The organism is Rothia sp. SD9660Na, from assembly GCF_030064065.1.
In the GTDB taxonomy this organism is placed as follows: domain Bacteria; phylum Actinomycetota; class Actinomycetes; order Actinomycetales; family Micrococcaceae; genus Rothia.
On record NZ_CP125946.1, the window covers coordinates 933,546 to 959,947 of the forward strand.

20 protein-coding genes are annotated in these 26,402 nt (G+C 60.3%); 15 read left to right on the forward strand and 5 right to left on the reverse strand.

What is annotated here, in order from left to right:
* Positions 1-59 precede the first annotated feature (59 nt).
* From coaD to rnc, 4 genes are all read left to right on the forward strand, one after another.
* Entirely contained in the window at positions 60-536 is a 477-nt protein-coding gene (coaD, locus tag QM007_RS04500) for a pantetheine-phosphate adenylyltransferase (RefSeq protein WP_283490741.1), read from the forward strand.
* Between the two features lie 181 nt (positions 537-717).
* Positions 718-1,200 carry a YceD family protein gene (locus QM007_RS04505; protein ID WP_283490742.1) on the forward strand — a complete coding sequence of 161 codons (483 nt, stop codon included), beginning with the start codon at positions 718-720 and terminating at the stop codon, positions 1,198-1,200.
* Positions 1,201-1,233: 33 nt separating this feature from the next.
* Positions 1,234-1,437: a 50S ribosomal protein L32 gene (gene rpmF, locus QM007_RS04510; protein WP_135011069.1), complete on the forward strand. Its 204-nt coding sequence runs from the start codon at positions 1,234-1,236 to the stop codon at positions 1,435-1,437.
* 10 nt (positions 1,438-1,447) lie between these two features.
* Positions 1,448-2,131: a ribonuclease III gene (gene rnc / locus QM007_RS04515; protein WP_283490743.1), complete on the forward strand. Its 684-nt coding sequence runs from the start codon at positions 1,448-1,450 to the stop codon at positions 2,129-2,131.
* A gap of 114 nt (positions 2,132-2,245) precedes the next feature.
* On the opposite strand, the gene QM007_RS04520 is transcribed toward rnc, so the two are convergent.
* Positions 2,246-3,754 carry an amino acid permease gene (locus QM007_RS04520; protein ID WP_502949077.1) on the reverse strand — a complete coding sequence of 503 codons (1,509 nt, stop codon included), beginning with the start codon at positions 3,752-3,754 and terminating at the stop codon, positions 2,246-2,248.
* A 164-nt stretch (positions 3,755-3,918) separates the two neighbouring features.
* Between QM007_RS04520 and mutM the strand changes: the two genes are divergently transcribed.
* Positions 3,919-4,872, forward strand: a complete 954-nt coding sequence (mutM, locus tag QM007_RS04525; protein ID WP_283490744.1) for a bifunctional DNA-formamidopyrimidine glycosylase/DNA-(apurinic or apyrimidinic site) lyase — start codon at positions 3,919-3,921, stop codon at positions 4,870-4,872.
* A gap of 143 nt (positions 4,873-5,015) precedes the next feature.
* Here mutM and QM007_RS04530 read toward each other — a convergent pair whose 3' ends face one another.
* From QM007_RS04530 to QM007_RS04540, 3 genes are read right to left on the reverse strand one after another with little or no spacing between them, the layout of a single operon-like run.
* Entirely contained in the window at positions 5,016-6,080 is a 1,065-nt protein-coding gene (locus QM007_RS04530) for an NAD-dependent epimerase/dehydratase family protein (RefSeq protein ID WP_283490745.1), read from the reverse strand.
* Entirely contained in the window at positions 6,074-8,791 is a 2,718-nt protein-coding gene (locus tag QM007_RS04535) for an alpha/beta fold hydrolase (RefSeq protein ID WP_283490746.1), read from the reverse strand. The genes QM007_RS04530 and QM007_RS04535 overlap by 7 nt, the downstream gene beginning before the upstream one ends.
* A gap of 8 nt (positions 8,792-8,799) precedes the next feature.
* Positions 8,800-9,831 carry a 3-oxoacyl-ACP synthase III gene (locus QM007_RS04540; RefSeq protein ID WP_283490747.1) on the reverse strand — a complete coding sequence of 344 codons (1,032 nt, stop codon included), beginning with the start codon at positions 9,829-9,831 and terminating at the stop codon, positions 8,800-8,802.
* A 200-nt stretch (positions 9,832-10,031) separates the two neighbouring features.
* Here QM007_RS04540 and smc point away from each other — a divergent pair, with 200 nt between their 5' ends.
* On the forward strand, positions 10,032-13,508 hold the full coding sequence (gene smc, locus QM007_RS04545; RefSeq protein ID WP_283490748.1) for a chromosome segregation protein SMC: 3,477 nt from the start codon (positions 10,032-10,034) through the stop codon (positions 13,506-13,508).
* 5 nt (positions 13,509-13,513) lie between these two features.
* Here smc and QM007_RS04550 read toward each other — a convergent pair whose 3' ends face one another.
* The gene (locus tag QM007_RS04550) at positions 13,514-14,872 is read right to left on the reverse strand and encodes an MFS transporter (protein WP_283490749.1); all 1,359 of its coding nucleotides are present in this window, start codon (positions 14,870-14,872) and stop codon (positions 13,514-13,516) included.
* A gap of 155 nt (positions 14,873-15,027) precedes the next feature.
* Here QM007_RS04550 and ftsY point away from each other — a divergent pair, with 155 nt between their 5' ends.
* The 9 genes from ftsY (at position 15,028) to QM007_RS04595 (ending at position 26,195) form a co-directional block, all read left to right on the forward strand.
* Positions 15,028-16,131 carry a signal recognition particle-docking protein FtsY gene (gene ftsY, locus QM007_RS04555; RefSeq protein ID WP_283490750.1) on the forward strand — a complete coding sequence of 368 codons (1,104 nt, stop codon included), beginning with the start codon at positions 15,028-15,030 and terminating at the stop codon, positions 16,129-16,131.
* 287 nt (positions 16,132-16,418) lie between these two features.
* A complete protein-coding gene (locus QM007_RS04560) occupies positions 16,419-17,282 on the forward strand; it encodes an ammonium transporter (RefSeq protein ID WP_283490751.1) in 864 nt (287 codons plus the stop codon).
* Between the two features lie 209 nt (positions 17,283-17,491).
* A complete protein-coding gene (locus QM007_RS04565) occupies positions 17,492-18,322 on the forward strand; it encodes an exodeoxyribonuclease III (protein WP_283490752.1) in 831 nt (276 codons plus the stop codon).
* A 431-nt stretch (positions 18,323-18,753) separates the two neighbouring features.
* A complete protein-coding gene (locus QM007_RS04570; RefSeq protein WP_283490753.1) occupies positions 18,754-19,740 on the forward strand; it encodes an ABC transporter permease in 987 nt (328 codons plus the stop codon).
* Positions 19,737-20,711, forward strand: a complete 975-nt coding sequence (locus QM007_RS04575; protein ID WP_283490754.1) for an ABC transporter permease — start codon at positions 19,737-19,739, stop codon at positions 20,709-20,711. The genes QM007_RS04570 and QM007_RS04575 overlap by 4 nt, the downstream gene beginning before the upstream one ends.
* A complete protein-coding gene (locus QM007_RS04580) occupies positions 20,712-22,787 on the forward strand; it encodes a dipeptide ABC transporter ATP-binding protein (RefSeq protein WP_283490755.1) in 2,076 nt (691 codons plus the stop codon).
* Positions 22,788-22,862: 75 nt separating this feature from the next.
* Positions 22,863-24,578 carry an ABC transporter family substrate-binding protein gene (locus tag QM007_RS04585; RefSeq protein WP_283490756.1) on the forward strand — a complete coding sequence of 572 codons (1,716 nt, stop codon included), beginning with the start codon at positions 22,863-22,865 and terminating at the stop codon, positions 24,576-24,578.
* Positions 24,579-24,916: 338 nt separating this feature from the next.
* Positions 24,917-25,063 (forward strand): hypothetical protein, encoded by a 147-nt coding sequence (locus QM007_RS04590; protein ID WP_283490757.1) that lies wholly within the window; start codon positions 24,917-24,919, stop codon positions 25,061-25,063.
* A gap of 70 nt (positions 25,064-25,133) precedes the next feature.
* A complete protein-coding gene (locus tag QM007_RS04595; protein WP_283490758.1) occupies positions 25,134-26,195 on the forward strand; it encodes an ABC transporter substrate-binding protein in 1,062 nt (353 codons plus the stop codon).
* The last annotated feature ends 207 nt before the right edge of the window (positions 26,196-26,402 follow it).

Consider the following 26,402-nt stretch of genomic DNA (forward strand, 5'->3'; position numbering starts at 1 on the left):
AAGCCAAGACAGCATGACACAGTGTGTCATACCTAACCAACCTGCGGTAGCCTAGAGACATGCAATTGGTTGTCTGCCCCGGTTCCTTTGACCCCATCCACAACGGTCACGTCGAAATCATCACCCGCGCCGCCAAAATCTACGGCAACGTCATTGTCGCGGTCTCCCACAATTCTAAGAAAAAATATCGTTTTAGCCTCGAAGAGCGCGTTGCCATGGTTGAAGAAACCTTCGCCCTCTTCGACGGGGTGAGTGCTAAGGCGCTCCCCGAGGGGCAGCTGCTGGCTAACTTCGTGCGCGAGCAGGGCTCTGTGCTCATTGTGAAGGGGCTTCGCAATACCGCTGACTACGAATACGAGGCCCCCATGGCTTCCATGAACCGGCATATCGCCGGAGTTGAAACCAGCTTTATCGCCGGTGACCCCAAGTACAACCATATTTCCTCCACCATCGTCAAAGAGGTGGCAGGCTATGGAGGGGACGTTCGTGCTTTCATTCCGCGGGCGGTGCAGCGGGCACTTTACCCAGAGAAATAAATCAAGGATTAATGTGGTTAGCCAAACAGGGGGGTAAGTCGCGAAGGCTTGATTCACGCGGTCTTAAGCCCCTAAAATAGATACTTGGTTTAAAACATTCGATAGGGAGTTCGTCATTTCACGAAAAGATTCATCGCCCCTTAAGATCTCGGTTCGAGATCTAGCTCATCGCCCGGGCGCTATGGAGACCCTTGATGAAGTTCTGCCAGCGCCAAGCGACTTTGGCAACGCTCTGATTGAGGCGGAAGAAGGCAGCGACATTGACCTCAATGTTCGCCTGGAATCCGTTTCAGATGGTATCTTGGTAACTGGTACTGCAACTGTCACCGTTTCCGGTGAATGCAGCCTCTGCCTAGACCCGGTTAACTTTGATGTTACAGCCGATGTTCAAGAGCTTTTTGTTTTCGAGAAGGCCCCCGAAGGCGGCCCCGAAGATGAAGTAGATGAGCAGTACGCCGTAGAGAACGATGAAATTGATCTCGAACCGGCGCTGCGGGACGCAGTGATTCTTCAACTGCCGTTCCAACCTGTTTGCAGTGACTCCTGCCAGGGCCTGTGCTCCGAATGCGGCGCACGCCTAGAGGACGACCCTGAGCACCACCATGAGGTCATCGACCCCCGGTGGAACGCGCTATCAGCGTTGCTCGATGCGAACGACAAATAAAACTTATAAAGCAACAAGAGAAAAGAGATAGCTGTGGCTGTTCCCAAGCGGAAAATGTCCCGTGCTAACACCCGCGCCCGCCGTTCCCAGTGGAAGGCTTCCGTTCCTCAGCTGGTCAAGACCGTAGAAAACGGTCGCGTCACCTACTCCCTGCCCCACCAGGCAAAGCTCGTGACTGACTCAGCCGGCAACGAACTCTTCTACGAGTACAAGGGCCGCAAGGTAGCTGACGCCTAATTCGCGCCTTATGACTAACTCTGCATCACAAGAGTTTCTGAAACGTCTCGGTATCGATCTCGATACCGAGACGTTTCAGCTTGCAATGACTCACCGCTCCTACTCCTTTGAAAACGGCGGTATACCCCACAACGAGCGCCTGGAATTTTTGGGTGACTCCGTGCTGTCTTTAGCCGTCGCTTCAGAACTCTACATCAAATTCCCTGACCTGCCCGAGGGCGAGCTGGTCAAGCGCCACCATGTGATCGTTTCCACCCGCACCCTGGCTAACCTTGCCCGCAGCCTCAAGCTGGGGCCCTGCGTCCGCCTGGGTAAGGGGGAGAAGAAAACCGGTGGTGCCGATAAGGACTCCATCCTGGCTGACACCATGGAGGCCGTCTTCGGTGCCGTGTATATAAAGCACGGCCCTGAGGCCGCCCACCAGCTGGTGCTGGCCCACACCTCCCACCTGCTGGATGACAACAAGACCCTGAACGTGGGCCGTGACTGGAAGACCGAAATCCAGGAATACGCTGCCGCCCAGGGCACCGGCGAACCCGTCTACCAGGTCGAGGGTACCGGCCCCGATCATGCCCGCCGCTACACCGCCAAGGTTCTCTTGGCTGGTACGGTGATGGGCCAGGGCAAGGGCACCAGCAAAAAAGAAGCTGAGCGTATGGCCGCTGAGCAGGCCTACTATAAGGTTTACGGCTAAAGCACCGGCTGTCTGCAGAATCTCAATGCAGTGCTCAAAAGGAAGGCGGGCCCACCGTATCAAACGGTGGGCCCGCCCCTCTTTTTTAGTGTTTGGGTATAGCCTTACTGTGGACTAGGGAAGTCCAATTTCGTCCTCCCTGCCCACAATGTTAATCGAGGTGGTCTGGGTGGGTACCTGCTGCGCACGCTCGGCTGCTAGAGCCCGAACCCGCTTGCGGACGGCCAGCCAGCCAATCACCAGAATCGGTACTACCAGGGCCATAGCGGCCAGGGCGTAGGTGCCGATGGGGTAGTCGAAGGCGATCAGGACCAGCACACCCACCAAGAAGGCCATGGTGAGCCAGTTGGTCACGGGGGCTAGGGGAGCCTGGTACTCGGGGCGGATGCGCTGGCCCCGGCGGGCCATGGCTACAAAACGCAGGTGGGGGAGCGTGATAGCCATCCAGCCAATCACGATACAGACAGCTGAGATGTTCAGGACGATTTCGAAGGCCTCTGAGGGTTTCCAGTAGTTGATGGCCACACCGAGCAGGGCCACTGCACCGGTGAGTAGAATGCCGCCGATGGGCACACCTGACTTGCTCATTGCCCCGGTGAAGCGGGGGGCGGAGCCGTTCATAGCCATAGAGTGGGTGATACGGCCGGTGGAGTAGAGACCAGCATTCAGCGACGAGGCCGCTGCGGTAATGACCACCAACTGCATGATGGGGGCGGCATAGTCCACGCCAATGGAGCCGAAGAAGGTGACGAAGGGAGACTCGTCAGCCGAGTAGGCCTCGTAGGGTAGCAACAGGGAGAGCAGCAGTACGGACCCTACATAGAAGAGGGCAATACGCCAGACCACGGTGTTGATGGCCTTGGGGATAGCCTTGCGGGGGTCCTTAATTTCACCCGAGGCGGTACCAACTAGCTCAATACCGGAGTAGGCGAAGATAACACCCTGGGAGACAACCAGCGCCGCCATTAGGCCGTTGGGCAGGAAACCGGACTCAACGATATGGGTAAAGCCCACGGGCGAGCCGGTGGGGGTACCGAAGATAACGAAGAAGATACCGATGATCATGAAGAGCACCAGGGAACCGACCTTAATCAGGGCAAACCAGAACTCCAGTTCACCGAAGATTTTGACCGATATCAGGTTCATCGACACCACCACGACAATGACGATGAGCGCCACGATCCACTGGTCAATCTGCTCGATAGCAGGGATGTACTGGCCAAACCAGTTGAAGTAGATGGCGATGGCGGTGGCGTCCACAATGGCGGTGGCGGCCCAGGAGAACCAGTACATCCAGCCCACGAAGAAGGCCCATTTTTCGCCGTAAAATTCGCGGGTGTAGCTGACGAAAGAGCCGGACGAGGGGCGGTAGCTGACCAGTTCACCCAGCTGCCGCAGAATCAGGTAGCCGAAGAAACCGGCAATCGCGTAGAGGAAGATGAGGGAGGGGCCAGCATCGTGTAGGCGTCCGCCCGCGCCGAGAAAGAGGCCGGTTCCGATAGACCCGCCCATGGCGATCATCTGAATCTGGCGGGGCTTGAGCCCCTGCTGGAAGCCCTCTTGCTCGTGGGCGAAGGACGGCACATCGGCGTGCTGCCCTCTGGGGGTTGGGGGTATCGACAAAAGTCTCTCCTTGATACAGAAGTTTGGTTCTGCCCCTGCCACCAGCTCAATTTCAGTAGGCTGGTTGCAGGTGAGAATGCACAGGGTCTATTCTGCACCTGATATGTTCAAGGTGTGAGCACCACACGGTGCATATTTTTCATTTTTTGAAAGGCGGAGTGAATATGCCAGAGTTACCCGAGGTTGAGGTGGTACGCCGGGGCCTAGCTGGGCACATCCTCGGCGCGGTGCTGGAGCGCGTGCAGGTGGTGGACGGACGCTCGGTGCGGCGCCACGAGGCCGGGCCGGTGGACTTCGAGAGGCTACTCACAGGCCAACGGATTATCGATGTGGCGAGACGAGGTAAGTACCTCTGGCTGCTCTTTGAGGGCAACGAAGAGTTCGCCCTGGTCATCCACCTGGGCATGAGTGGCCAGGTGCTCCTCAAGAACCCCGAGCTACCGGCAGAAAAACACCTCAAAGTGCTCATAGACTTAGCAGGCGCCACCGATGAAAGCGGGCGCGAAGCCCCGCTCACCCTGCGCTTTGTGGACCAGCGTATCTTCGGCGGCATGTTTGTAAGCCCCCTGCTGCCCGTACACAACGCCGCCGGGGAGCCGATGCCTGGGGCGTCCGCGTCCGCCCTGGGCCTGCCCCTCATCCCGCAGGCCGTTGCCCACATCGCCCGTGACCCGCTCGACCCCCACTTCGACTTCGGGCAGTTCAGACGCACCATGCTGGGCACCTCCACCGGCATCAAAAAGCTCCTGCTCGACCAAAGCGCCATTTCCGGAGTGGGCAACATCTATGCTGACGAAGCCCTATGGCGGGCCAGACTGCACTACGCCAAACCCGCCAAGAGCATCCCAGCCTCAACCGCCCGCGAACTGGTGGACGCCGCGCGCACCGTCATGCGGGATGCCCTAGCCCAGGGCGGCACCAGCTTCGATGCCCTCTACGTCAACGTCAACGGGGAATCGGGCTACTTCGACCGGTCCCTCAATGCCTACGGGCAGGCAGGGCAACCCTGCCCCCGCTGCCTAGAGACGGGGCGCACCTCGCTGATGGTGCGGGAGCCCTTCGGAGGAAGGAGCTCCTACCGGTGCCCCCATTGCCAGAGAAAGCCCCGTGGAGTGTAACTGCGCATGGAGCAGAAAGACAGGCAGAGCGCCTAAGCCAGCAACCCTCTTGGTCTCGCGCGGGGTGCTCGCCCAATTCACCGCCAGCCCCGGTCCAGCTGGCTGTCGGCGCTCTGCCTGCCTATTCGAAAAGGGCTAGTTATTTAGTTCCTACGAAATCTACGCCCGTAGTAGTCGCCCAGCCGCTCATACCCTTCCTCCAGGGAGACGGCAGGGGACCAGTCAAGGAGTTCCCGGGTGGTGCGCTGGTCGAACCAGTGGGCGGTAGACAGCTGCTCGGCTAAGAAAGAGGTCAGCGGGGGAATCTGCCCTGGGGCACAACGGGCCCAGGCCTTTTCCATCATCAGACCCAGCCCATAGGCCACGGACGCCGGCAGCGAGTAGGCCGGGGGCTTGACGCCGCAGGCGGTACACATACCGGCGATAATCTCACCGACCGGGCGGGGCTGGCCGTTGGTGACCACCAGGGGCACCCCGCGAATCGCTTCCAGTCGCTGGTAGCCGCGCACGAAAGCGTCCGCCCCGTTATCGATGTAAAGGGTATCAATCATGGCGGTGCCCCGGTTGAGCAGGGGCAGGCGGCCTGCGGCGGCACGGTCTAGGACGCGCTCCACCAGCTGGGTATCGCCGGGGCCCCAGACAATGTGGGGGCGCAGTACACCCACCCAGAAATCGTCCGTATCGTAGTCCAGAGCTAGCAGCTCAGACTCGGCCTTAGATCGGGCGTAGTTACCGCGGGCCTGGTCTGGGCTGGCAGGCGGGTTGCCTTCGCCCACGATAGAGGCTCCGGTGTGGGCTACAGAGGGCGAAGAGGTGTGCAGGAACTTGCCGATACCAACCGCGCGGGCAGCCTCAAGCAGGGTGCGGGTGCCCTCGACATTGACCTGCCGGTAATCCTCCCATTCCCCGACCACAGACACCTTCGCGGCCAGATGGACAATCCCCTGAACACCGGTAATAGCCCGACGCACCGCCAGCTGGTCGGTGAGGGAACCCTGCACCTGGTCAAAGCGGTCGGCCAGGTGGGTGGGGAGCATCTGGGCGATGCCGGAGTCCCCACGCTGGAAGGCCCGTACCGTATAGCCTGCCCTCAGCAGGGCAAAGACAACCTCACGGCCCAGAAGCCCAGAGGCGCCGGTGACCAGTACCCGCTCAGACCGGGCGGGCTGGCAAACCTCGGGGGTGAGTGGACGCAGTGAAACTACCACGCGATAACCCCCTTGCCCAGACGGGCCTTTTTCCCCTGGAGGAGCTGCTGGGCCCAGGTAGCAAGCACCGGGCGGTCAATCTTCGAGTTGTGCCGCACATCGGTGGGGTGCTCAGCAACCACCAGCACAGCCGATATCTCTACCCCGGTTTCCGCCAGTACCCGCTCCCGCACCCGCTGGGCCAGGTCAGCCGGAGCCAAACCGTTGCGGGTCTTCTTGCCCCGGAAGGTGGGGCCAACCTCGGCCACGATCAGGACGGACGCCGCCCCGGCCGGGCCGGTAGCAACAGCGGCTGCCCGGCGCACCTCGGCATCGAGTTCGGCAGCCTGTTCCAGGGCAACCGGGGTGAGTACGCCCTGGGCGGTCACCAGTACGTGGGCAAGACGGCCCTCGACCCACAGACGTCCGCTGGCATCGAAATGCCCCACATCGCCGGTACGGTGCCAACCGGGGGTGGAGCTCGAAGTGCGCTCGGTGACCCAGAGGGTGTCGTAGCGGTCCTTGATGTGCGGGGCTGCTACCAGAATCTCACCGGTGATACCGGGCTCGGTGGTGACCTCGGTTGATGCGGTTCCATCCGGCAGCAGGGGAGCAATCTGCAGGGCTGCCCCGTGGACGGGGGTACCAACGCAGACGCCGCCGCCAGCGCCGGGGAGCCCGGCTGCCGCGTCCTGCTCCGCCTCTTGAATTTCGGCAAAGGAAACGTCGGTGGTGGGCAGGGCCTCGGTCATGCCGTAGGGGGTGCGCAGGGAGGCTGCCGGGAGTAGAGCCTGCAGGCGGGCCAGCAGGGGAGAAGTGATAGGAGCCCCGGCTGAGAGCAGGGTAGTGACCTGCCCCAGGGCTGCCTGCTGCTGGCTGCTCAGGCCATCGACCGTTTCGAGTACGTTCATCAGGGCTGCCGGTGAGGCAAAGACTGTGGTTGCCCCGATTGCACCGGCAGCGGACGCCAGCGCGGAAGCGGTCAGGGTTTTGGGCTTGGTGACGTCCATGGCCGGGGTGACAGAGGTAGCCCCCAGGGCCGGGCCCAGCAAGGCAAAGGGGGCAAAGCCCGCCACCAGACCGCTGCCGGCAGCCAGATTGTAGGTGGCCGCGATGGTATCCCGCATAGCTGCCAGCTGGCGGTGGGTGTAGACCACGCCCTTGGCCGGGCCGGTGGAGCCTGATGTGTAGAGGATGGCGGCGTCCGCATCGGGGTCAGGGTCGGTGACCGCAAAAATCTCGGGGGCCGCAAAATCATCGACCGCACCCACCACGCCCAGGGCTCGGGCCGCGGCAGTGGGGAGGGAACCGGCTGCAATGCGCTGGCCGGGCCAGCCCAGGGTTCGGGCCAGGGTGAGGGCAGCAGGTATACCGATGAGCCAGGACGGGCGCGCCCCCTTGAGCGCGCGCGTCAGGCCCGCAGCACCAAGGCCGGTATCGGCCACAACAATCACGGCCCCAATCGTGAGACAGGCGTAGATGAGAGTGGTGAGCTTAATGCCGGGTGGCACCAGCAGATTGACCCGGTCGCCGGGCTTCACCCCCAGTCTGTGCAGGCCAGAGGCAACCCGGTCTACCTCGGCAGCCAGTTCAGCCCACGAGAGCTGGGCGGCTACCTCGGTGCCATCCCCCTTGCTGCTCATATCAACGATAGCCAGGGTGGTGTCATCCGCCCGGTCTGCCAGCTCGGCTCCCATGGGGCGGTAGGTAGCGGACGCCGGCACCCGGGCAGCGCGCGCAGTGAGGTGGAGCTCCCGCTGGGTCGTGCCGGTGACGAAGTGCTCGGTCAGCCAGGCCAGAATGGGGCTGGCGATGTCTTCATCTTCGGCAACTAGGTGGCTGGCGGTTTCAAAACGGTGAATGTCGGTCTGGGGCAGGCGGGTAGCCAGGTCGGCCATGTAGCGGCGCTGGAAGACCGGGTCTTTAGTGCCCCAGAGCATGAGGGCAGGTACATCGAGCTCGGTAATGCCTTCGGCGACAGAGACCATAGGGCGGTAGCTGGCAGCCGCTTCGGTTGCGGGAATATCGGCAACAAAATTGCGCACGCCCGCCCGGTGCTCGGCGGTGGTGTAGGGCAGCTTGTAAGCCTTCTTGACCGCAGCATCAAGCCCGCCCTGGGCCAGGCCCAGAGTCACGTCGATAAAGGCGGTTGATTTTTCGGTCGCCCAGGAATGCAGAGCCGGGTTGAGGGCCGCCTGCAGGGCTACCGGGATCTTCTCACCGGCGTCATGAAAAACAGCGGTGTTGGTCAGCATGACACCCGAGACAATCTCACGGTGGCGCAGGGCCCAGCCCAGCGAGATCAGCCCGCCCCAGTCGTGGGCCAGTGTAACCAGGGGAAGCTCGGTGCTATCGAGACCTAAAGCGGCGGTAAAGTCACCCAGGTCAGCGATACGGTCTGAGAGGGAGCGGGTCAGGCCGGTGCGCTCCGAATAGCCCATATCGAGCTGGTCTACCGCTACAACGCGCCAGGGCTGCTCGGCATCAGTGGCGGCAACGATGACCGACCGCCAGAGATAGGACCATGTGGGGTTGCCGTGCACCGCCAGCACGGTACCGACCGGGGTGCGCCCGGCGGCCTCGAGCACTGGGCCGTTATCGAGGTAGTGCCAGCGGCGGCTAGCCCCGGCTTTTTCTACCGGGGCGGACGCGGGCACCTGCAGCTGGTGGGACCAGGCAGGGTCAACTCCGGGCCAGAGGGCAGGAACAGGAGTGAGCTGAGAAAAGGTCATAGTGGCTCCTACCAGGTGATTTCCATGAGAGCGGTATTCAGACCGGAGCCCACACCCATGCAGAGAATACGGTCACCGGCTACGAAGTGGGCGCTTTCCTCAGCCAGGGTCATGGGAAGGGCGGCTGCCGCCACGTTGCCCCAGACCGGGAAGGTCATGGGGATGCGCTCACGGTCGATACCCACGGCCTCAATAATCGCGTTGGTGTGGGCGTTAGAAATCTGGTGGGTTACATAGGAGCGCATATTGCCCCAGTCCCAGCCGTTCTGGTGGGCTTCTTCCCAGGCTTCAGCGACCAGCTGCAGGCCGTGCTTGAGCAGACCGGCGGCGTCCGTATTCATCCCCTGGTCGGCTTCACCGCCAATGCAGAGGTTGCGGTGCTCGGTTCCCGCGCGGGAGACCGAACCGATAATCTTGTGGCCCGTCGGGTGCAGGTCGGAGCGGCCAATGACGGCGGCCGCGGCTCCCGAGCCCAGGGTCAGGGTGGCGAACTGGGCCAGCACGTCGTCTCGGGTTGAATCGGGGCGGTTGAGCTGGCGCAGGGCGGTGGCGTGCCAGGGTGAGGGGTCTTCACCGTCCACAATCAGGGCGTAGTCGATAGCTCCGGCATCAATCATGGTGGCGGCAACTGTAATACCGTTGACGAAGCCCAAGCAGGCGTTGGTGATATCGAAGTTCAGGGCGTGGCGGGACAGGCCCAGACGGTCGTGAATACCCACGGCCACTGCCGGCTCAAAATTATCGCGGGTGACCGAGGTATTAATAATCAGCCCGATCTGTTCCTTGCTGATACCGGCCTGGGCGATAGCCTGCTCAGCAGCCTGCACCGCGCCGTCCTCAAAATGCATGGCCGGGCCCCAGGAGCGGCGCTCGCTAATACCGGCAAGGCGTTCCAGCAGGCCCTTGGGCATCTTGAGTCGTTTGTAGGTGGCCGCTAGCTGCTCGTCAAAGTAGGAGCTGGTGACGACCTCCGGCGGTAGCACCTTGGTTACCGATAGCAGGGAGGCGTTCTTGTGGCGAATATCTGAATTAGCGGTCAATCTACTCTTCTAGCCTTAGTGCGGACTTGGGCAAGCCCGTTTTTGAAGAAACAGGGCACTTTTTCAATAATATGCTCCGGCGGGGCAGGTGGGGTGATTGATGGCGCGGGTTCATCTCACACCGAACAGGGGCGTGGGCCTGCGGTAAAGTGGTAAGCCGACCCAAACCCGTTCTTACCCAACCGATGGGGCCCACCACTATGTACCTAAAATCTTTGACCGTGCGCGGCTTCAAGTCTTTTGCGTCGGCTACAGTGTTTGAGTTTGAGCCCGGCTTGAATGTGCTGGTGGGGCCAAACGGGTCGGGTAAGTCGAACGTGGTGGATGCCCTTGCCTGGGTGATGGGCGCCCAGGGGGCTAAGCAGCTGCGCGGTGGCGCCATGAAGGACGTCATTTTTGCTGGCGGTGGTTCCCGCGGTGCGCTGGGGCGCGCCAGGGTTGAGCTGGTGATTGATAACGAGGACGGCGCCCTGCCGTTGCCTCATGCTGAGATTCGGCTTTCGCGCACCATGTTTTCTGCCGGTGGTTCTGAGTACGAGATTAACGGGGAGCCTGCCCGCCTGGCTGATGTGCAGGACCTACTGGCGGACGCCGGTGTGGGTCGGGAGCACTACACCCTGGTGGGGCAGGGGCAGGTCGATAAGATTTTGCACGGTACCGCTGATGACCGCCGCGAGCTGATTGAGCAGGCTGCCGGCTTGCTCAAGCACCGTAAGCGCCAGGCGAAGACCGCGAGCATGCTTGATGATGTGAAGACCAATCTTGACCGGCTGGAGGATCTAGCCGGTGAGCTGGCTGAGCAGCTGGAAGGACGTCGGGAGCAGGCTGACGCGGCTCGGGCAGCTAGCGAGGTGGCGGGCCGTGTTCGCAGCTTGACCGCTGATCTTCTGGCTCATGACGCGCGTGCCATGATGCAGGAGCGGGTAGCCGAGCAGGCTGCTGGCCAACAGGCTGAGGCTGCCCGCCTACGGGCGCAGGAGCGCATCCGCGCCATCGAGGGGCAGCTGGGGGAGTTGGCCGAGGCCCAGCAGGTAGCCCAGCAGGCTCTGGATGAAGTCACCCAGCGCCGTACCTCCCTGAAAGAGGTGGCCCACCTGGTGGAGACGGTCCAGCTGGTGGCTGCTGAACGTTTGTCCGCCTCCCACCACCAGGAAGAAGACCAGGACGCCGCCACCCACCTGGTTTCGGCTCAACAGGCCTGTGCCCGGGAGGAAGAAAATCTTGAGCGGGCCCGGGAGGCGGGGAAAGCAGCTGAAGAAGAACGTACCGCTGCCCACTCTGCCCTGGAAAAGGCCCAGGCTGAGCAAAGTGCAGCCCAGCAGGCACTGGCTACGGCAGATCAGCAGGTGCGGGACTATAAGGAGAACCTGTCGCAGCTCACCGCCCAGCTGGCTACCGCCCGCGTAGCTTTTGAGCGAGCCGGTGAAGAGGCCGCCCGTCGAGTAGCTGAGTATGCCGAGGCTAAAGAGCAGGGGGCTTCAGCCGGTGCTGATACCGAGCGGGCCCAGGCGGCCGTGAACGGCTACCGGGAGCAGCTAGAGCGGGCCGAAGCTGAAGAAGAAAACCTGCGTCGGGCGCGGCAGCAGGCGAGCGAAACGGTGGAATCCAGCCGCAAAGAGCTATATCAAGTTCAGGTAAAGCTTCATGCTGCTCGGGCCCGCTACGAGGCCCTTGAGGCAGCCTGGCGGCATGATGATGCCAAAAGTGGGGAGGGTGAAGGTCTCCGCCAGCAGGCCCTGGAGCAGGGGGCTCAGGAACTTATTTCTCTACTTGAGATTGAAGATACCTGGCAGGCTGCTGTGGCTGCTGCCCTGGGCCCCTATCTGAGAGCCCTCACCCTGACGAGCGGTGAGTCCCTGCCTACTGGAGTAACCCAGCTGTATTCCTTTGAGGGTGACCTTGAGCAGTTTGACCTGCGCGAATTATCTGTAGCTCAAGCTGAGGTTTATCAAGCCCGCCCGCTGGCGGACGTCCTGACCGCACCGCAGGCCCACAGTCGCGCCCTCGCCGTGCTCACCGCCGATACCTACCTGACTCCCGACGAGGAAGCCGCCCGTGCCCTGGTAGCTGCCCACCCTGGCGTCCGCGCTGTGACCCCCGACGGTACCGTGCTGACCGCAGGCTCAACGCTCTACCCCTCCCAAGAGCGGCCCCTGACTGAACGCTACGCTGAACTCACCCGAGCTCAGCAGACCCTCCGAGAGCTTGCCCAGCAACAGGAGCAGGCAGAGAGTGCCCACCAGCAGGCCGAAGAGGCACTAAAGACTGCTCAGGAGGCTGAAAAAGCCCAGGCCCGCACCACTGGTTCACTCACGGCCCAGCTAGCTGCCGCCCGGGCAGACCTTGCCACCCTCACCGGTAGGGCAGAAAGCTCACAGGCAGCCCTCGATCGTCTGCAAGAAGCCGCCACCCGCGCCGAAGAAGCCCAAAAAGAGACCCAACGGCACGTGGAGGCTGCCCAAGAGGCCCTGGCTCGGGCCCGCGGCACGGAACCCCAAGCAGACAACGTTACCCTGCGCGAGGCCGTCCGCACCGCAGAAAAAACCCTGGTTGACGCCCAGGAAGCTAAAACCCTCGCCGAGGCCACAGCAACCTACGCCCGCGAAAAAGAGGAAGCCGCCCAAGCCCGTCTCATCCAGGCCCAAGAAGCCCTGGACGCCCTCGAAAAGGCTGAGGAGGCTCGTCAGCTGCGCCAACAAGAGGCCGCTGACGCCGGGTATCGTGCCCGCAGGGTAGCTGTCTGCGCCCAGGCTCTGACGCTGGCCCTCGAACAGGTGGAGAGCCAGGAGAACGAGGAACACCTCAAGGCTCTGGCCCGCGCTGAGCAGGCCCAGCAGGTGCTCACCGCTACCCGAGAAGAACTGGCCGGTGCCCAGACCTCCCTGGCTGCCGCCCTGACCCTGCAGGCTGAATCGTCGGCCCAGGGCGCCCGCGTTGAAGCCCGCTGGGAAGCCCTGACCCAGCGGATAGATAGCGAACTAGGGCTCAGCCTTGAGACCCTGCTAGAGAGCCACAAAGCCAGTGACCTGCCCCGGAAGGATATCGAGACTGACCTGGCGGCAGCCGAGGCAGAGCTGACCCGTCTGGGGGTTATCAACCCCCTAGCCCTTGAAGAATATGAGGCCCTCGAACAACGCCATAGCTACCTGCGCCAGCAGATTAAAGACATCAAGACCTCGCGGGCAGACCTGCGGGCCGTGATGAAGGACGTAACCGACCAGATTGAAACCTCTTTCAGCCGGGCTCTGGCCGATGTGCAGGTGGAGTTCAGCCGGATTTTCGCCCTGCTCTTTCCCGGCGGCCAGGCCGAACTGGTGCTGGCAGACCCTAACGACCTTGAGCACAGCGGGCTTGACATCCGAGTGACACCGGCCGGTAAGAAGGTCACCCGTCTTTCCCTGCTCTCTGGCGGCGAGCGCACCCTGGCCTCCCTGGCCCTGCTCCTGGCGGTTTTTATGGCCCGCCCTGCCCCCTTCTATGTGCTCGATGAGGTAGAAGCGGCGCTTGATGACCGTAACCTGGGCCGTCTGCTGGAGGTGCTGGGGCAGTTGCGGGAGAAGTCCCAGCTGCTGATGATTACCCACCACCAGCGCACCATGGCCCAGGCCGATACCCTCTACGGCATCACCATGCGGCAGGGGGTTTCAAGCGTGCTCTCGCACCGCCTAGCGGACTAGGGTAGCTACTTGCCGGTGTAGCCTTCGTCGGCTATGTCTGCCGGGAACTTGGGGCGGTAGCCGGGGAACCAGCCAATAGCCGCAAGAAGAAGTAGGGCACCGGCCACGATAAAGGCGGGGAAGAAGCCCCAGGCGTCGATGATAAAGCCAGCTACGAGCGGGCCGACGATCAGGCCGATGTCTGAGACCATCTGGTAGTAGGCCAGGGGCTGGCCACCTGAGCGCTTGTTGCCCACAATATCTGAGACAGCAGCCTGCAGGGAGGGGCCGAGCAGGGCTGAGGCGATGCCCAGAAGTACGGCTGCCCCCACAAAGACAACCGGGTTAGTGATTAGGCCAAAGACGATGGTGACGATACCTGCCAGAATCAGCCCGGAAAAGACCATGGGGCGGCGGCCGATCTTATCGCCCATCTTGCCCGAATAAATCTGGATCAGGGCGTTACCGGCAGCGTAGGTAGCCAGGGTGAAACCTGCCAGCTTGGCTCCGGCAACGGCGGCGTCGTAGCCGGCTTCACCGGCGTGCAAGTTAGCTAGGAGGGCTACGGCGGCGAGGGGAACTACCGTGGACTGTAGGCCGAAGACGCTCCACCCTACCGCCAGGTTGGTCACGAGGGCTGCCTTAAAGTTGGTGAACTTCAGGGCGTCGGCCAGCTTGAGTTCGGGCTTGGGTACGGCAATACCCTGGGTGTTGAGGTTGACCTCCTGCGGCTCGTCCTTGAGCTGGGTGAGCACTACCAGGGCAGCGCACAGGAGCATTGCCGCATAGACAAAGAAGGGTACCCGCATACCCAGGGACGAGGCCGCTGCCCCCAGCACGGGCCCCAAAATATTGCCCAGTAGGAAGGACGTAGCAAAGTAGCCCGAGACCTTACCCCGAATCGTCGGGGGTGAGTTGCGCACCAAGATACCCATGGCGGCCACGGTGAACATGACCGAGCCGGTGCCGCCCACAATGCGGGAGGCAATGAGCATGGGGTAGTTAACTGAAAGTCCGGCTCCGATGGAACCCAGCCCCACAATAATGAGGCCCGCTGAGTAGATGCGGCGCTCGCCGAAGCGGGAGATGAGGCGCCCGGACGCCGGTGCAAAGGCCAGGCGCGAGAGGGCGAAGGCTGAGACGACGAAGGTTGCTGCCATGGCTCCCACATCGAAGCTGCGGGCAAAGCCGGGGAGCACGGGGGCTACCAGGCCATAGCCGAGGGCGATCAGGAATGAGGCGGCAATCAGGACCTTAATTTGGGTCGGCACCTTGACGGTTTCGGTGGCGCGGGGCTTTTGGCTGCGGCTTTCCTGCCGTACCGATTCGGGGATGATGGGGATGGCCCCGGTGTCCATGGAGGGGGTGGGAATGTGGTTGCTCATGCGCTTGTGTTCTGCTGCTTCTATGCTGCGTGTATCTGTCTGAAAAGTATCTTAGCTCACAATGTCCGCCGGTGTGGGGTGGCAGTGTGCAGAAGTGCATTCTACTCCCATCGCTGGGGCTGTATGGTGCGGGGAGAATATGGCAAGCTAGAAGGGTGAATGATTCTCTAACTCTCATTGTGTACATACTTCTCGGTGTGCTGATTCTAGGTGGCGTGCTCGCGGTTCTGCTGCGCGGCCCTAAGGCCCCTAAGGAAGGCTACGAGGGCACCCGCGATGCCGATGACCTCCCCGCAGACAGCGCTGACGGGCCGGTCACCACTATCGAGCGTCCGGCGTCCGCCCAGGGTCGCCTGGTGCGCCTGCGCGCCCGCCTTTCACGCTCCAACAACCTGCTGGGTAAGGGCCTGCTGGCCCTGCTGTCCCGCGACAAGATTGACCAGGACGTCTGGGATGAGGTCGAAGAGACCCTGCTGCTGGCAGACCTGGGTGCCGAGCCCTCAGCCCGCCTGGTGGAGGCCCTGCAGCAGCGTGTGCGCGTGGAGGGCACTGAGAATCCCGCCCACGTCAAGCAGATGCTGCGTGAGGAACTTCTTTCAATCGTGGGTGAAGATACCGACCGCTCCCTGGCCCTGGACGGCACAGACGGCAACCCCGGCGTCGTGCTGGTCGTTGGCGTCAACGGCGTAGGTAAGACCACCACCGTGGGCAAGCTGGCCCGCGTGATGGTCGCTGAAGAGAAGAACCTCCTGCTGGGTGCCGCCGACACCTTCCGCGCGGCGGCTGCCGACCAGCTCCAGACCTGGGGTGACCGCGTAGGGGTCGATACCGTCCGCTCCGATAAGGACGGCGCCGACCCAGCTTCCGTTGCCTTCGAAGCTATCCGCGAGGGCAAGGCCCGCGGCGTCGATACCGTCATGATTGACACCGCCGGACGCCTGCAGAACAAGGCCGGGCTGATGGACCAGCTGGGTAAAATCAAGCGCGTGGTCGAGAAAGAAGCCCCGGTCACCGAGGTTCTTCTGGTCATTGACGCCACCACCGGCCAGAACGGCATGATTCAGGCCAAGGTCTTCTCCGAGGTCGTTCAGATTACCGGCATCGTGTTGACCAAGCTCGATGGCTCAGCAAAGGGCGGCATTGTGGTCGCTATCCAGGAAGAGCTGGGCGTGCCCGTCAAGCTTATCGGCCTGGGCGAAGGCCCCGACGACCTGGCACCCTTCGAGCCCGGTGCCTTCGTTGACGCCCTCCTTGACTAAAGCACATCTCGAGTTCATCGAGGAACCGGGGGAACTGTTCCAAACAGTTCCCCCGGTTTTTTCATGCCCACCTAGAGCGCCGGTAACCTGCCCGTTACTGCCCGAAACACCCCCGTAACCCCTGTTTTCGTACCCGCAACACGGGGAGGGCACCTGTAACCGGGGGGCGAAACTCCAGGCGCAAGCAGCCGAAACACGCGCAGAGAACAATAGAACCTGTCAACACACCAAGAGCCGGTCTACCGGCACACAGGTTTTCTATACGGGTTTTGAAAGGGGTAACAGGTATGGAACTCACCACCAGTGATGTTTGGACCGTGGTCGCCGCGGCACTTGTTCTGTTTATGACACCGGGTCTCGCTCTCTTCTACAGCGGTATGACGCGAGCCAAGTCAGCACTCAACATGATGATGATGTCGGTCATCTCAATGGGCCTCGTCGGCGTGTGCTGGGTGCTCTGGGGCTACAGCATGAGCGGGGGATACGCCCTCATCAACGACATCGTCGGCTCGCCCTTCAACGATTTTGGCCTATCAGCTACGCTTGCGGACGGCGGCACCAACCTCCTTTCGGTAGCCTTCAGCTCCACCTTCGCCATTATCGCGGTGGCTATCATCTCAGGGTCTATCGCAGACCGCGCCCGCTTCGGCGCCTGGTGCATCTTCGTGCCCCTCTGGCTCACCCTGGTCTACTGCCCCTGGCTTTCATGGTGTGGGGCGGCGGCGGACGGCGCCCAGGCAGGTCTGATTTGGGTCAACACTCTTGCTGCTCCGGCTGCTGCCATGCTCGGCTGGGCCCTGCTTGAACGAATCCGCGACGGCCACGTGACCTCACTGGGTGCGGCGTCCGGCCTGGTCTCTGGCCTGGTAGCCATCACCTCGGCCCTTGGTTTTATCGTAACCCCGGCCACCGGAACCGCCGGTCTCTTCTACGGTGGCGGTCTAGGCCTGCTGGTCACCCAGACCGTTGCAACCCTGATTTCTATGGCCTACTGCGCGGTTGTGACCCTGCTGATCGTGATCCCGATTCACCGCAGCATGGGCTTCAGGGTTAGCGAGAAGCAGGAGGTCCAGGGTATCGACCTGGCCCAGCACGCCGAAACCGCCTACGCCATGTCGAGCGGCACCTCCGGTACCTTCGCTAAAAACTAGAGGGAGTTGTGGACGAGGTGGTTCGGGTCCGCACCGGAGAACGCGGCGTCTCCGCCATCTAAACACAAGAGGCATACACATCTAGGGCAGACCCACGGTTTCGTGGGCCTGCCCTTACCTTTTGCGGGCTAGGCAGGAGATTTAGCAGGGAGGGGGGCGGACGAGGGCAGGACGGCGGCGGTAAGGGAGCGCCGGGTAGACTAGGGGGCATGAAACTTGTCTCCTGGAATGTTGATTCACTCAATGCTGCACTCACCAGTGAGTCGGCCCGTGCCCTGCTCTCCCGCGATGTCTTTGCTTCCATCGCTCTGCTGAACCCCGACGTCCTTGCCCTGCAAGAAACCAAGCTCTCGGCTAAGGGGCCCACCAAGAAGCATCTCGAAGCCTTGCACGCCTACTTCCCCGACTACAAGATTGCCTGGGTATCTTCCGACGAACCCGCCCGCAAGGGGTATGCGGGCACCATGTTCCTCTACAAGCAGGAGCTGGAGCCCACCGTCACCTACCCCCGCCTCTCTGCCCCCACCACCATGGACGCCGAAGGGCGCATGATTACCCTGGAATTTGAGGACTTCTACGTCACCCAGGTCTACACCCCCAACGCTTCGGACGGCCTGCGCCGCCTGCCTGACCGCCAGGTCTGGGACCGCCTCTACGCCGACTATCTTGCCGGCCTGGACTCCACTAAACCTGTGCTTGCAACCGGCGATTTCAACGTTGCCCACACCGAAATTGACCTGGCCAACCCCAAGGCTAACCGCCGCTCACCCGGCTTCACAGACGAAGAGCGCGAGGGCTTCACCCAGATTCTCTCCCGGGGCTTTACCGACACCTTCCGCCACCTGCACGGGGACGTCACCGGAGCCTACACCTGGTGGGCCCAGCGCTCCCGCACCTCCAAGATCAACAACACCGGCTGGCGCATTGACTACTGGCTGGTATCAGACCGGGTCGCTGAGAAGGTGCGAGCCTCAGAGATGATTGATTCAGGCCCGCGCCAGGACCACACCCCGATTCTCCTCGATATTGACCTGGGCTAGATAAAGACTTACCGGCCTGTTAGAAGCCCGAGGGCCCCTGTAACGTCAGGGGCCCTCAGGTTTTACTGTGTCTGGGTGATAGGGGGGGCGAGGCGGTTGTTCAACAAGGGTGAACTGATATGTGAGAAAAACCGGGGTGAATGTTTAATGTTTTTAAAGTTTTAGAGCGGTAGAAACTGCAGAATCAGGCTTAAGCGGGGAAGCGGCGAAGGCTGCGCCCGTGTATTCTCGGGCATTTTTAATGCGTGGATTATTTCGGCTACGTTTCGCCGACTCTTTGCAGCGGACGAGCGGTGTGTTGTCCAACTTGATGTGACGGGTGCGACTAAATATACTCAACTCAACACGTCAGTATATGTTGGGCATCACAAGCCTGGCAGTATCTGTAAAGGCTCACACACAATGTTCGTTACCCAGAAAGAGTTCGCCTCATGATTAAGTATCTGCTGAGGCGAGCAGCTACCTACGCCGTCATGATTTTCTTAACGACGACCGGTGGCTACTTCCTTGCCGTTACCTCACTGAACCCCGCCCTGCTCGAACAGGAACGCATTCCCCGCCCCTCACCGGAGCAGGTTCAGCGCAACTTCGCAGCCCTGAACCTCGACCCCACCATGAGCGCCTGGGACCGCTACGTCCAGTGGCTGACCAACGTTGTTCTGCACTGGGACTGGGGACGCAGCCCCAATGGGGCCTACATTAACGCTGAATTCGGTCAGCGTGTGTGGGTATCAACCCGCCTCTACCTGGTCGCCGTCATTCTTTCTCTCATCATCGGCGTGGCACTGGGCGTTTACTCAGCAGCCCGTCAGTACAAGTTCTCTGACCGTGTGATTACCGGCTACTCCTACCTGGTCTACATCCTGCCTGCCCCCATCGCCTACTTCCTGGTCCAGCTGGGGGCTGTGGCCATCAACAGTGCAGCGGGGGAGCGCATCTTCTTCGTGACCGGTATTTCCTCGCCGGGTCTCACACCGGGCAGCGTCGAGTACTGGGTAGACCTTGCAGCCCACTACATTGTGCCCACCTTCTGTATCACGATTATGAGCTGGGGCGGCTATCAGATTTCCCAGCGCCAGTACCTACTCGATAGCGTCAACGCTGACTTCGTCCGTACCGCACGTGCTAAGGGCCTCACCCGAAACCAGGCTATTCGACGCCACGCCCTGCGTGTCTCCTTCATTCCGGTAGCCCAGTCCATCGCCTATACCGTCCCTGCGATCTTTACCGGTGGCTTCTTTGCCGAGGCTATTTTCGCCTGGCCAGGTATCGGTCTTTGGTCGGTTCAGGCAATTGGTGCTCAGGACGTCAACGCGGCAGTAGCTACCCTGGCCTACGGTTCCTTCATCTTTGCAGTTGGCGCCATCATTGCTGATATCGCCACCACTATCGTCGATCCCCGAGTGAGGATCTCATGAGCAATTCACCTTCCATCGACCACAACAACCTCACCGGTATTATCACGAGGGTCGATCAGACTAACGCTGACTTCGATATCATCAGCAAGAAGAAGATTATCTTCCGCCGCTTTATGCGCAATAAGACCGCGGTCTTTGGCCTGGTCGTTCTGCTGCTGGTGATAGCTTTCGGTCTCTTTGGCGGTCTCCTCTCTAAATGGGATACCACTACTATTGATCCCTTCTACATCTCCACCGGCCCCAGCGCCGAACACTGGTTTGGCACTACCAGCGCAGGTACAGACCTCTACGCCCAGATGGTTGAAGCTGTCCGCACCTCGGTCTTTATCGGTCTAATCGTGGGCGGTGTCTCCGTCATCTTTGCTGCTGTCTACGGCTGTGTCATGGCCTACTTCGGTAGCAAGATCGACAAGACCATGCTGTTCGTCCTCGAAACCCTGATTATGGCACCCAGCCTGCTGGTTGTAGCTATCGTCATCAACGGTGCTGGTGGTCAGGCTATCCGCGATAACCTGCCCGGCTGGCTCATCCTGACCATCGTGCTCCTGATCTTCAGCTGGATGTACACCGCCCGTGTCATCCGAGCCATGGCCATGTCGCTCATCTCCCGCGACTACGTCAAGGCAGCCCGCTACATGGGCGTGCACCCCCTCAAGATTGTTTGGCGTCACCTGGTACCCAACATCGGCTCCCTGATGGTGCTTGAATTCACTCGCGGTATCACCGCTGCAATTCTGGCTGAAGTGTCGTACACCTTCATCGGTATCGGCGTGAAATACCCCAACTTCTCACTGGGGTCACTCATCGCCCAGGCTTCAAGTCAGATCAACACCCTGCCCTGGATGTTCTGGATTCCGCTGCTGTTCTTCTTCCTACTGGTTGGCCCCCTGGCCCTGATGAACGACGGCTTGCGTGACGCCTTCGATCCCACCTCCCTGTCCGTTGGCAAAGTTAAGAAAAAGAAGAAGTAAATGAGCACTACACCAGTACTGAGCGTTAGAGACCTCAACGTAAAGTTCAATACCGAAAACGGTATTGTGCACGCGGTGCGCGGCATTGACTTCGATCTCTATGCGGGCAAGACACTGGGTATCGTGGGCGAATCCGGCTCAGGTAAGTCGGTTGCCTCGATGGCCATCATGGGCCTACACCCCGCCACCGCAGACATCACCGGTTCCATCAAGTACAACGGCACCGAACTGCTGGGTCTTACCGATAAGCAGATGTGCGACTACCGTGGCAAAGAGATTTCCATGGTCTTCCAGGATCCGCTGTCGTCCCTCACCCCGGTCTTCACCATCGGCCACCAGCTGGCTGAGGTACTCAAGGCCCACAACAAGGGTATGAGCGATAAGGCTATTCAGGCTCGCTCCGTGGAGCTCTTGCGTCTGGTCGGCATTCCCTCACCCGAGAGCCGTCTCAAGTCCTTCCCCCACGAGTTCTCTGGCGGTATGCGTCAGCGCGTCATGATCGCTATGGCCATTGCGAACGAGCCGCGCGTACTGATTGCCGATGAACCCACCACCGCGCTGGACGTTACCATCCAGGCGCAGGTTCTTGAAGTCATGCAGAAGGCTCAAGAGGAGACCGGCGCTGCCACCATTATGATTACCCACGACCTGGGAATCGTGGCCGGCATGGCCGATGAAATCATGGTCATGTACGCGGGCAAAGCCGTGGAACACGCCGCAGCTGCCGATCTCTACAAGAAGCCCTCCATGCCCTACACCATCGGCCTGCTCGGCGCCGTGCCCCGAGTAGACCGCAAGGAAAAGACCTCCCTGGTGCCGATTGAGGGAACCCCGCCCAACCTGCTCAAGCCCGTGGTGGGCTGCTCCTTCGCAGCCCGCTGCCCGGTGGCTACGGACGCCTGCCTCACCCAGGAGCCGGAGCTCAAGCTGATTGCCGGTACCGGCGAGAACCACCGCTCAGCCTGCCTGTACGCAGAGAAGTTCGTCAACGAACGTCCTGAGCAGATGTTCCCCGTGCCCCCCATCCCCGTCTCTGCCCTCGATAGCGTACCCCGCGAAGAGCGCGCCAGCGTGCTTGAGGTAAAGAACGTCAAGAAGTTCTTCCCCCTCACCAAGGGCGCCCTCATCAAGCGCCGTGTGGGCACCGTCAAGGCCGTCAACGGCGTCAGCTTCGATATCCGCGAAGGTGAGTGCTTCTCCATCGTGGGCGAGTCAGGCTGCGGCAAAACCACCACCCTGCTCGAAATCATGGAATTCTCCAAGGACATCGACGGCGAAATCGTCATCGCCGGTGTCTCCAACAAGCAGGGCCTGCGCGGCTCCGAACTCAACGCCCTGCGCAAGAACCAGCAGATGGTCTTCCAGGACCCAACGGGCGCACTCGACCCCCGCTTCACCGTCTACGAAATCCTGGCTGAGCCCCTGCAAAACCAGGGCTGGGCCGTCAAGGACATCAAGAAGCGCGTGCTTGAACTGATGAAGACCGTCGGCCTGCAACCCGACCACGTCAACCGCTTCCCCAACCAGTTCTCCGGCGGCCAGCGCCAGCGTATCGGTATCGCCCGTGCGCTCGCTGTCAACCCCAAGCTGGTGGCTCTCGACGAGCCGGTCTCTGCTCTTGACGTCTCTGTTCAGGCGGGCGTCATTAACCTGCTGGAGAAGCTGCGTGTCGAGCTGGGGCTGAGCTACCTAATGGTTGCACACGATTTGGCTGTGGTGCGCCATGCCTCTGACCGTGTGGCCGTTATGTATCTAGGCCGGGTGGTTGAGATTGGCAATGTAGATGAGGTCTTTGATAACCCCGTACACCCCTACACCCGGGCTCTACTCTCTGCCATCCCTGTGCCCGACCCCGAGGTAGAGGCCAACCGCCAGCGCATTGTGCTCGAAGGCGACCTGCCCACCCCCGTGAATGCACCGGAGGGCTGTGCTTTTGCAACTCGTTGCCCCATCTTCAAGCTTCTTCCTGAAGATAAGCAGAAGAACTGCACCGAGAATGTGCCTGTTCTAAGCCGAGCGAGTGAGGACCACCAGTACGCCTGTCATTATCCTGAACACGAAGTTGCTATGAGCTAAATTACATGTATAGTATGTAATTGAAATCACTTCAAATTCGCTTTTGCTCACCCTCTTTACAAAGGAGAAGAGAAAATGAACAAGAATGTAGTTCTGAACCGCCGTACCCTGCTCTGGGGTACCGGTATTCTGGGAACCACTGGCCTGCTAACCGCTTGCGGTGGCTCAGGCTCCAACACTACCAGCGCTGCAACTGCCAGCATGGCAGCAGTCGGTGATGAAATTAAGGTCGAAATCAATGAGCAGGACGTCGCTAATCTGCAACAGGGCGGCACTCTCACCTTGCCAGTCTTAACCCTTGGTCCTGACTTCAATATCACCTCGCAAAATGGTAATGCTGCTGATAACGCTCTAGTACTGTCTACTACTCATGCCAATATGGCGACCGGTCTGTGGCAGTCAGACTTCGTGGGTGAAGGTACCGTTAACCCTGTTTTCTGCGAAAGCTACGAGGCAGAAACCGTAGATGGCGTTCAGACTATCCGTGTGAAGCTCAACCCCAACGCTAAGTTCAACGATGGCACCCCCATCGACATCGAGGCCCTCCGCACCTCATGGAACGTCTTCAAGTCTACTGAGGGTGATTACAACATCGTTAACTCCGGTATGTATGAGTTCATTGAATCCATTGAAGAAGATGGCGATCCCTTCACTGTCGTCGTAAAGATGGCAGAACCGTTTTACCCAGCAGATAGCCTCTTCGGTTCTGTTCTGCACCCGGCCATGGCTGATCCCGAGGTCTTCAACAACGGTTGGACCGACAACCCCAACCCGGACTACGGTATTGGCCCCTTCAAGCTTGAAGAGTGGAACTCAGCTGAAAAACGCTTCTCGGTTGTGCCTAACGAAAACTGGCTAGGGGATAAGCCTCTGCTAGAGCGTATTACCTTCCGTCAGATGGAGGCTACCGCAGCCCGTGCAGCTTTCCGCAACGGCGAGATTGATGCAGTGGGTGCCCGTACCCTGGCGGCCTACAAGGATGTTGAGGGTACTGCCGACGCTGAGCCCCGTCGTTCCCTGCGCCTCTTCTCTGGCGGTCTGAACCTCAACCCCGCCCGTATCCAGGATGTCGCCCTGCGTCGCGCTATCTTTGCAGGTACCGATCGAAAGGCCCTCTCAGATATCCGCTTCCAGGGTCTGAACTGGACCGAGGAGACTCCGGGCTCTATGCTTCTGTTGCCTGTTTCTGAGTACTACCAGGACAACTACCCTGCCGAGCGCGGTGTCGAGGCGGCCCAGAAGATTCTGGAAGATGCCGGTTACACCAAGAGTGGCGATTACTACTCTAAGGACGGCAAAAACGCCAGCTTCCGCGTGACCAATTTCGGTGATGACCCCGGGTCAGCTGCCCTGGCTCAGACCATGATTGAGCAGATGAAGACCATCGGTATTGAGTGCTCCATCGACCAGCAGCCCGACGCAAACTTCGCATCGGTGGTCGGTAACAAGGAGTACGACATGACCTTCTCTGGTTACACTGTTGGCTCTGACGCGACCAGCGCCACTCGCCAGTACTACCACTCGTCCAACCTCGACGGTGCCGCAGGCTCCGAGGAAATTGACGCCATGATCGCCGAGATGGAAAAGATTGAGGACGACGCTGAGCGTAACGCAAAGTGCAACGAGATCGAAAAGAAGTTCATGGCCGAGTTTGCAACCCTCGGTACTGTCTTCAACGGCCCCGATATCCACTACTGCAAGACCAAGCTGGCTAACTACGGTGCTGCTATGTTTGGTAGCCCCCGTAGCAACCCCAACTCATGGTCCCGCGTTGGCTGGATGAAGAGCTAAACTGTCCAGCCTAGAAATCTCCTAGGGTAACCCCTGACTTGCCCCGTCGCCTGATACAGGTGGTGGGGCAAGTTGTTTGTTTAATCTGGGGCGTTATCTCCGTATGCTGTCAGGCTTGTAGGTTGGTGGCCGGGGGAGGAGCTCTGAAGATGCTGAAAACATCAGAAAAATTTAGAGAAGCTAATCTATTTCTGATAAAAATACTCAGCACTTACGGGGCCGTTATGCGAAATACGGGTTTAAAAAGAGTTACAGTGGCATGAATTACCTGCTAGGGTAGTCTCAATCACAGAAAAGGTGTGGCGAACATTAAGTTCTGCTTATCTAAGGATGGCATTATGACTGCACGTATTAACCTCAACCGCAGGTCCTTCTTCATTGTCTCGGGCGTCGCCGGCATGACCGGCCTGCTCACAGCCTGTGGAAGACCAACGCCCTGGGCGAGTGCAGCATCAATACCGACTACTGCACCGCCTACGAAGTGAGCGAAACCGACGGCGTACAGACCATCTCCATCAAGCTCAACCCCCAGGCAAAGTTCAACGACGGCACCCCGTGGACGTCAAGGCCCTGCAAGTGACCCACAAGACCCTCACCGAAGAGGGCTACAACATCGTAGACCCCGGCGTCTACGCCCACATTGCATCCATCGAAGAAGACGGCGATGCCTTCTCGGTTAAGATCACCATGACTGAACCCTACTATCCCATCGAGGGTCTCTTCGGCACCGGCCTGGTACACCCCGCCATGGAAGACCCCGCAATCTTCAACGACGGCCTGCTCGATACCATCAACAACGACTACCTCTCCGGCCCCTACAAGGTCGATAACTGGGACTCCGCTCAGAAGGTGCTCACTGTTGTGCCCAACGAGAACTGGTGGGGCGAAAAGCCCCTGCTTGACCGCATCACCTTCCGCCAGATGGAAGCCTCCGCAGCCCGCGCAGCCGTCCGCTTCAACGGCCTGAACTGGACCGAAGAAGTACCCGGCTCCATGATGCTCATGCCCTTCGCCATCGACTACCAGGACAACTACCCAACCGAAACCGGTGCAGAGGCAGCCAAGAAGATCCTGACCGATGCGGGCTACAGCCAAAACGGTGACTACCTGGCCAACTCCTCAGGCAACGCCAAGTTTGCCATCACCACCTTCAGCGATGACCCGGTTTCATCAGCTACCGCCCAGACCATCGTGCAGCAGATGAAGGCTGCCGGTATCGAATGCAACATTGATAACCAGCCCGACGCAAACTTCTCCACTGTCATTGGTAACAAGGAATATGACGTGACCTTCTCCGGCTACGGCATCCTGGGTGAAGACGCATCAGGTTCGGCAGAGTACTTCTACCACTCAGCCACCTACAACGGCATCGGCACTGACGAAATCGATGCGATGTGTGAGCGCCTGCGCACCATCGAATCAATGGAAGAGCGGAACGCCCTGTCTAATGAAATCGAGAAGAAACACATGGCAGAGGTTGCCACCATGATTCCCATCATCAACGGCCCCGAAATCTGGTTCTGCAAGACCACCCTGGCCAACTATGGTGCCTTCCTCTTCGCCCGCCCCTACCCCAATCCGTCCGCTTACATCAACGCAGGCTGGGTCAAGGAGTAGGTTCAACTCCCAAGTTTCCACTTTTTCGCCGGTTTTCGACGGTTTAGCCGTTGAAAACCGGCGAAAGTGTAGAAACAGGGATTCTGACTCTCAACCGCGCAAACCCGGCAGCTTCTTACCCACATACGTTATTCTTAATAGCTGATTCTTAAATTTGTTAGCGGGCCCCTCTAAGCCCGCGACGCCCATCCAGCCACGAAAGTAGTG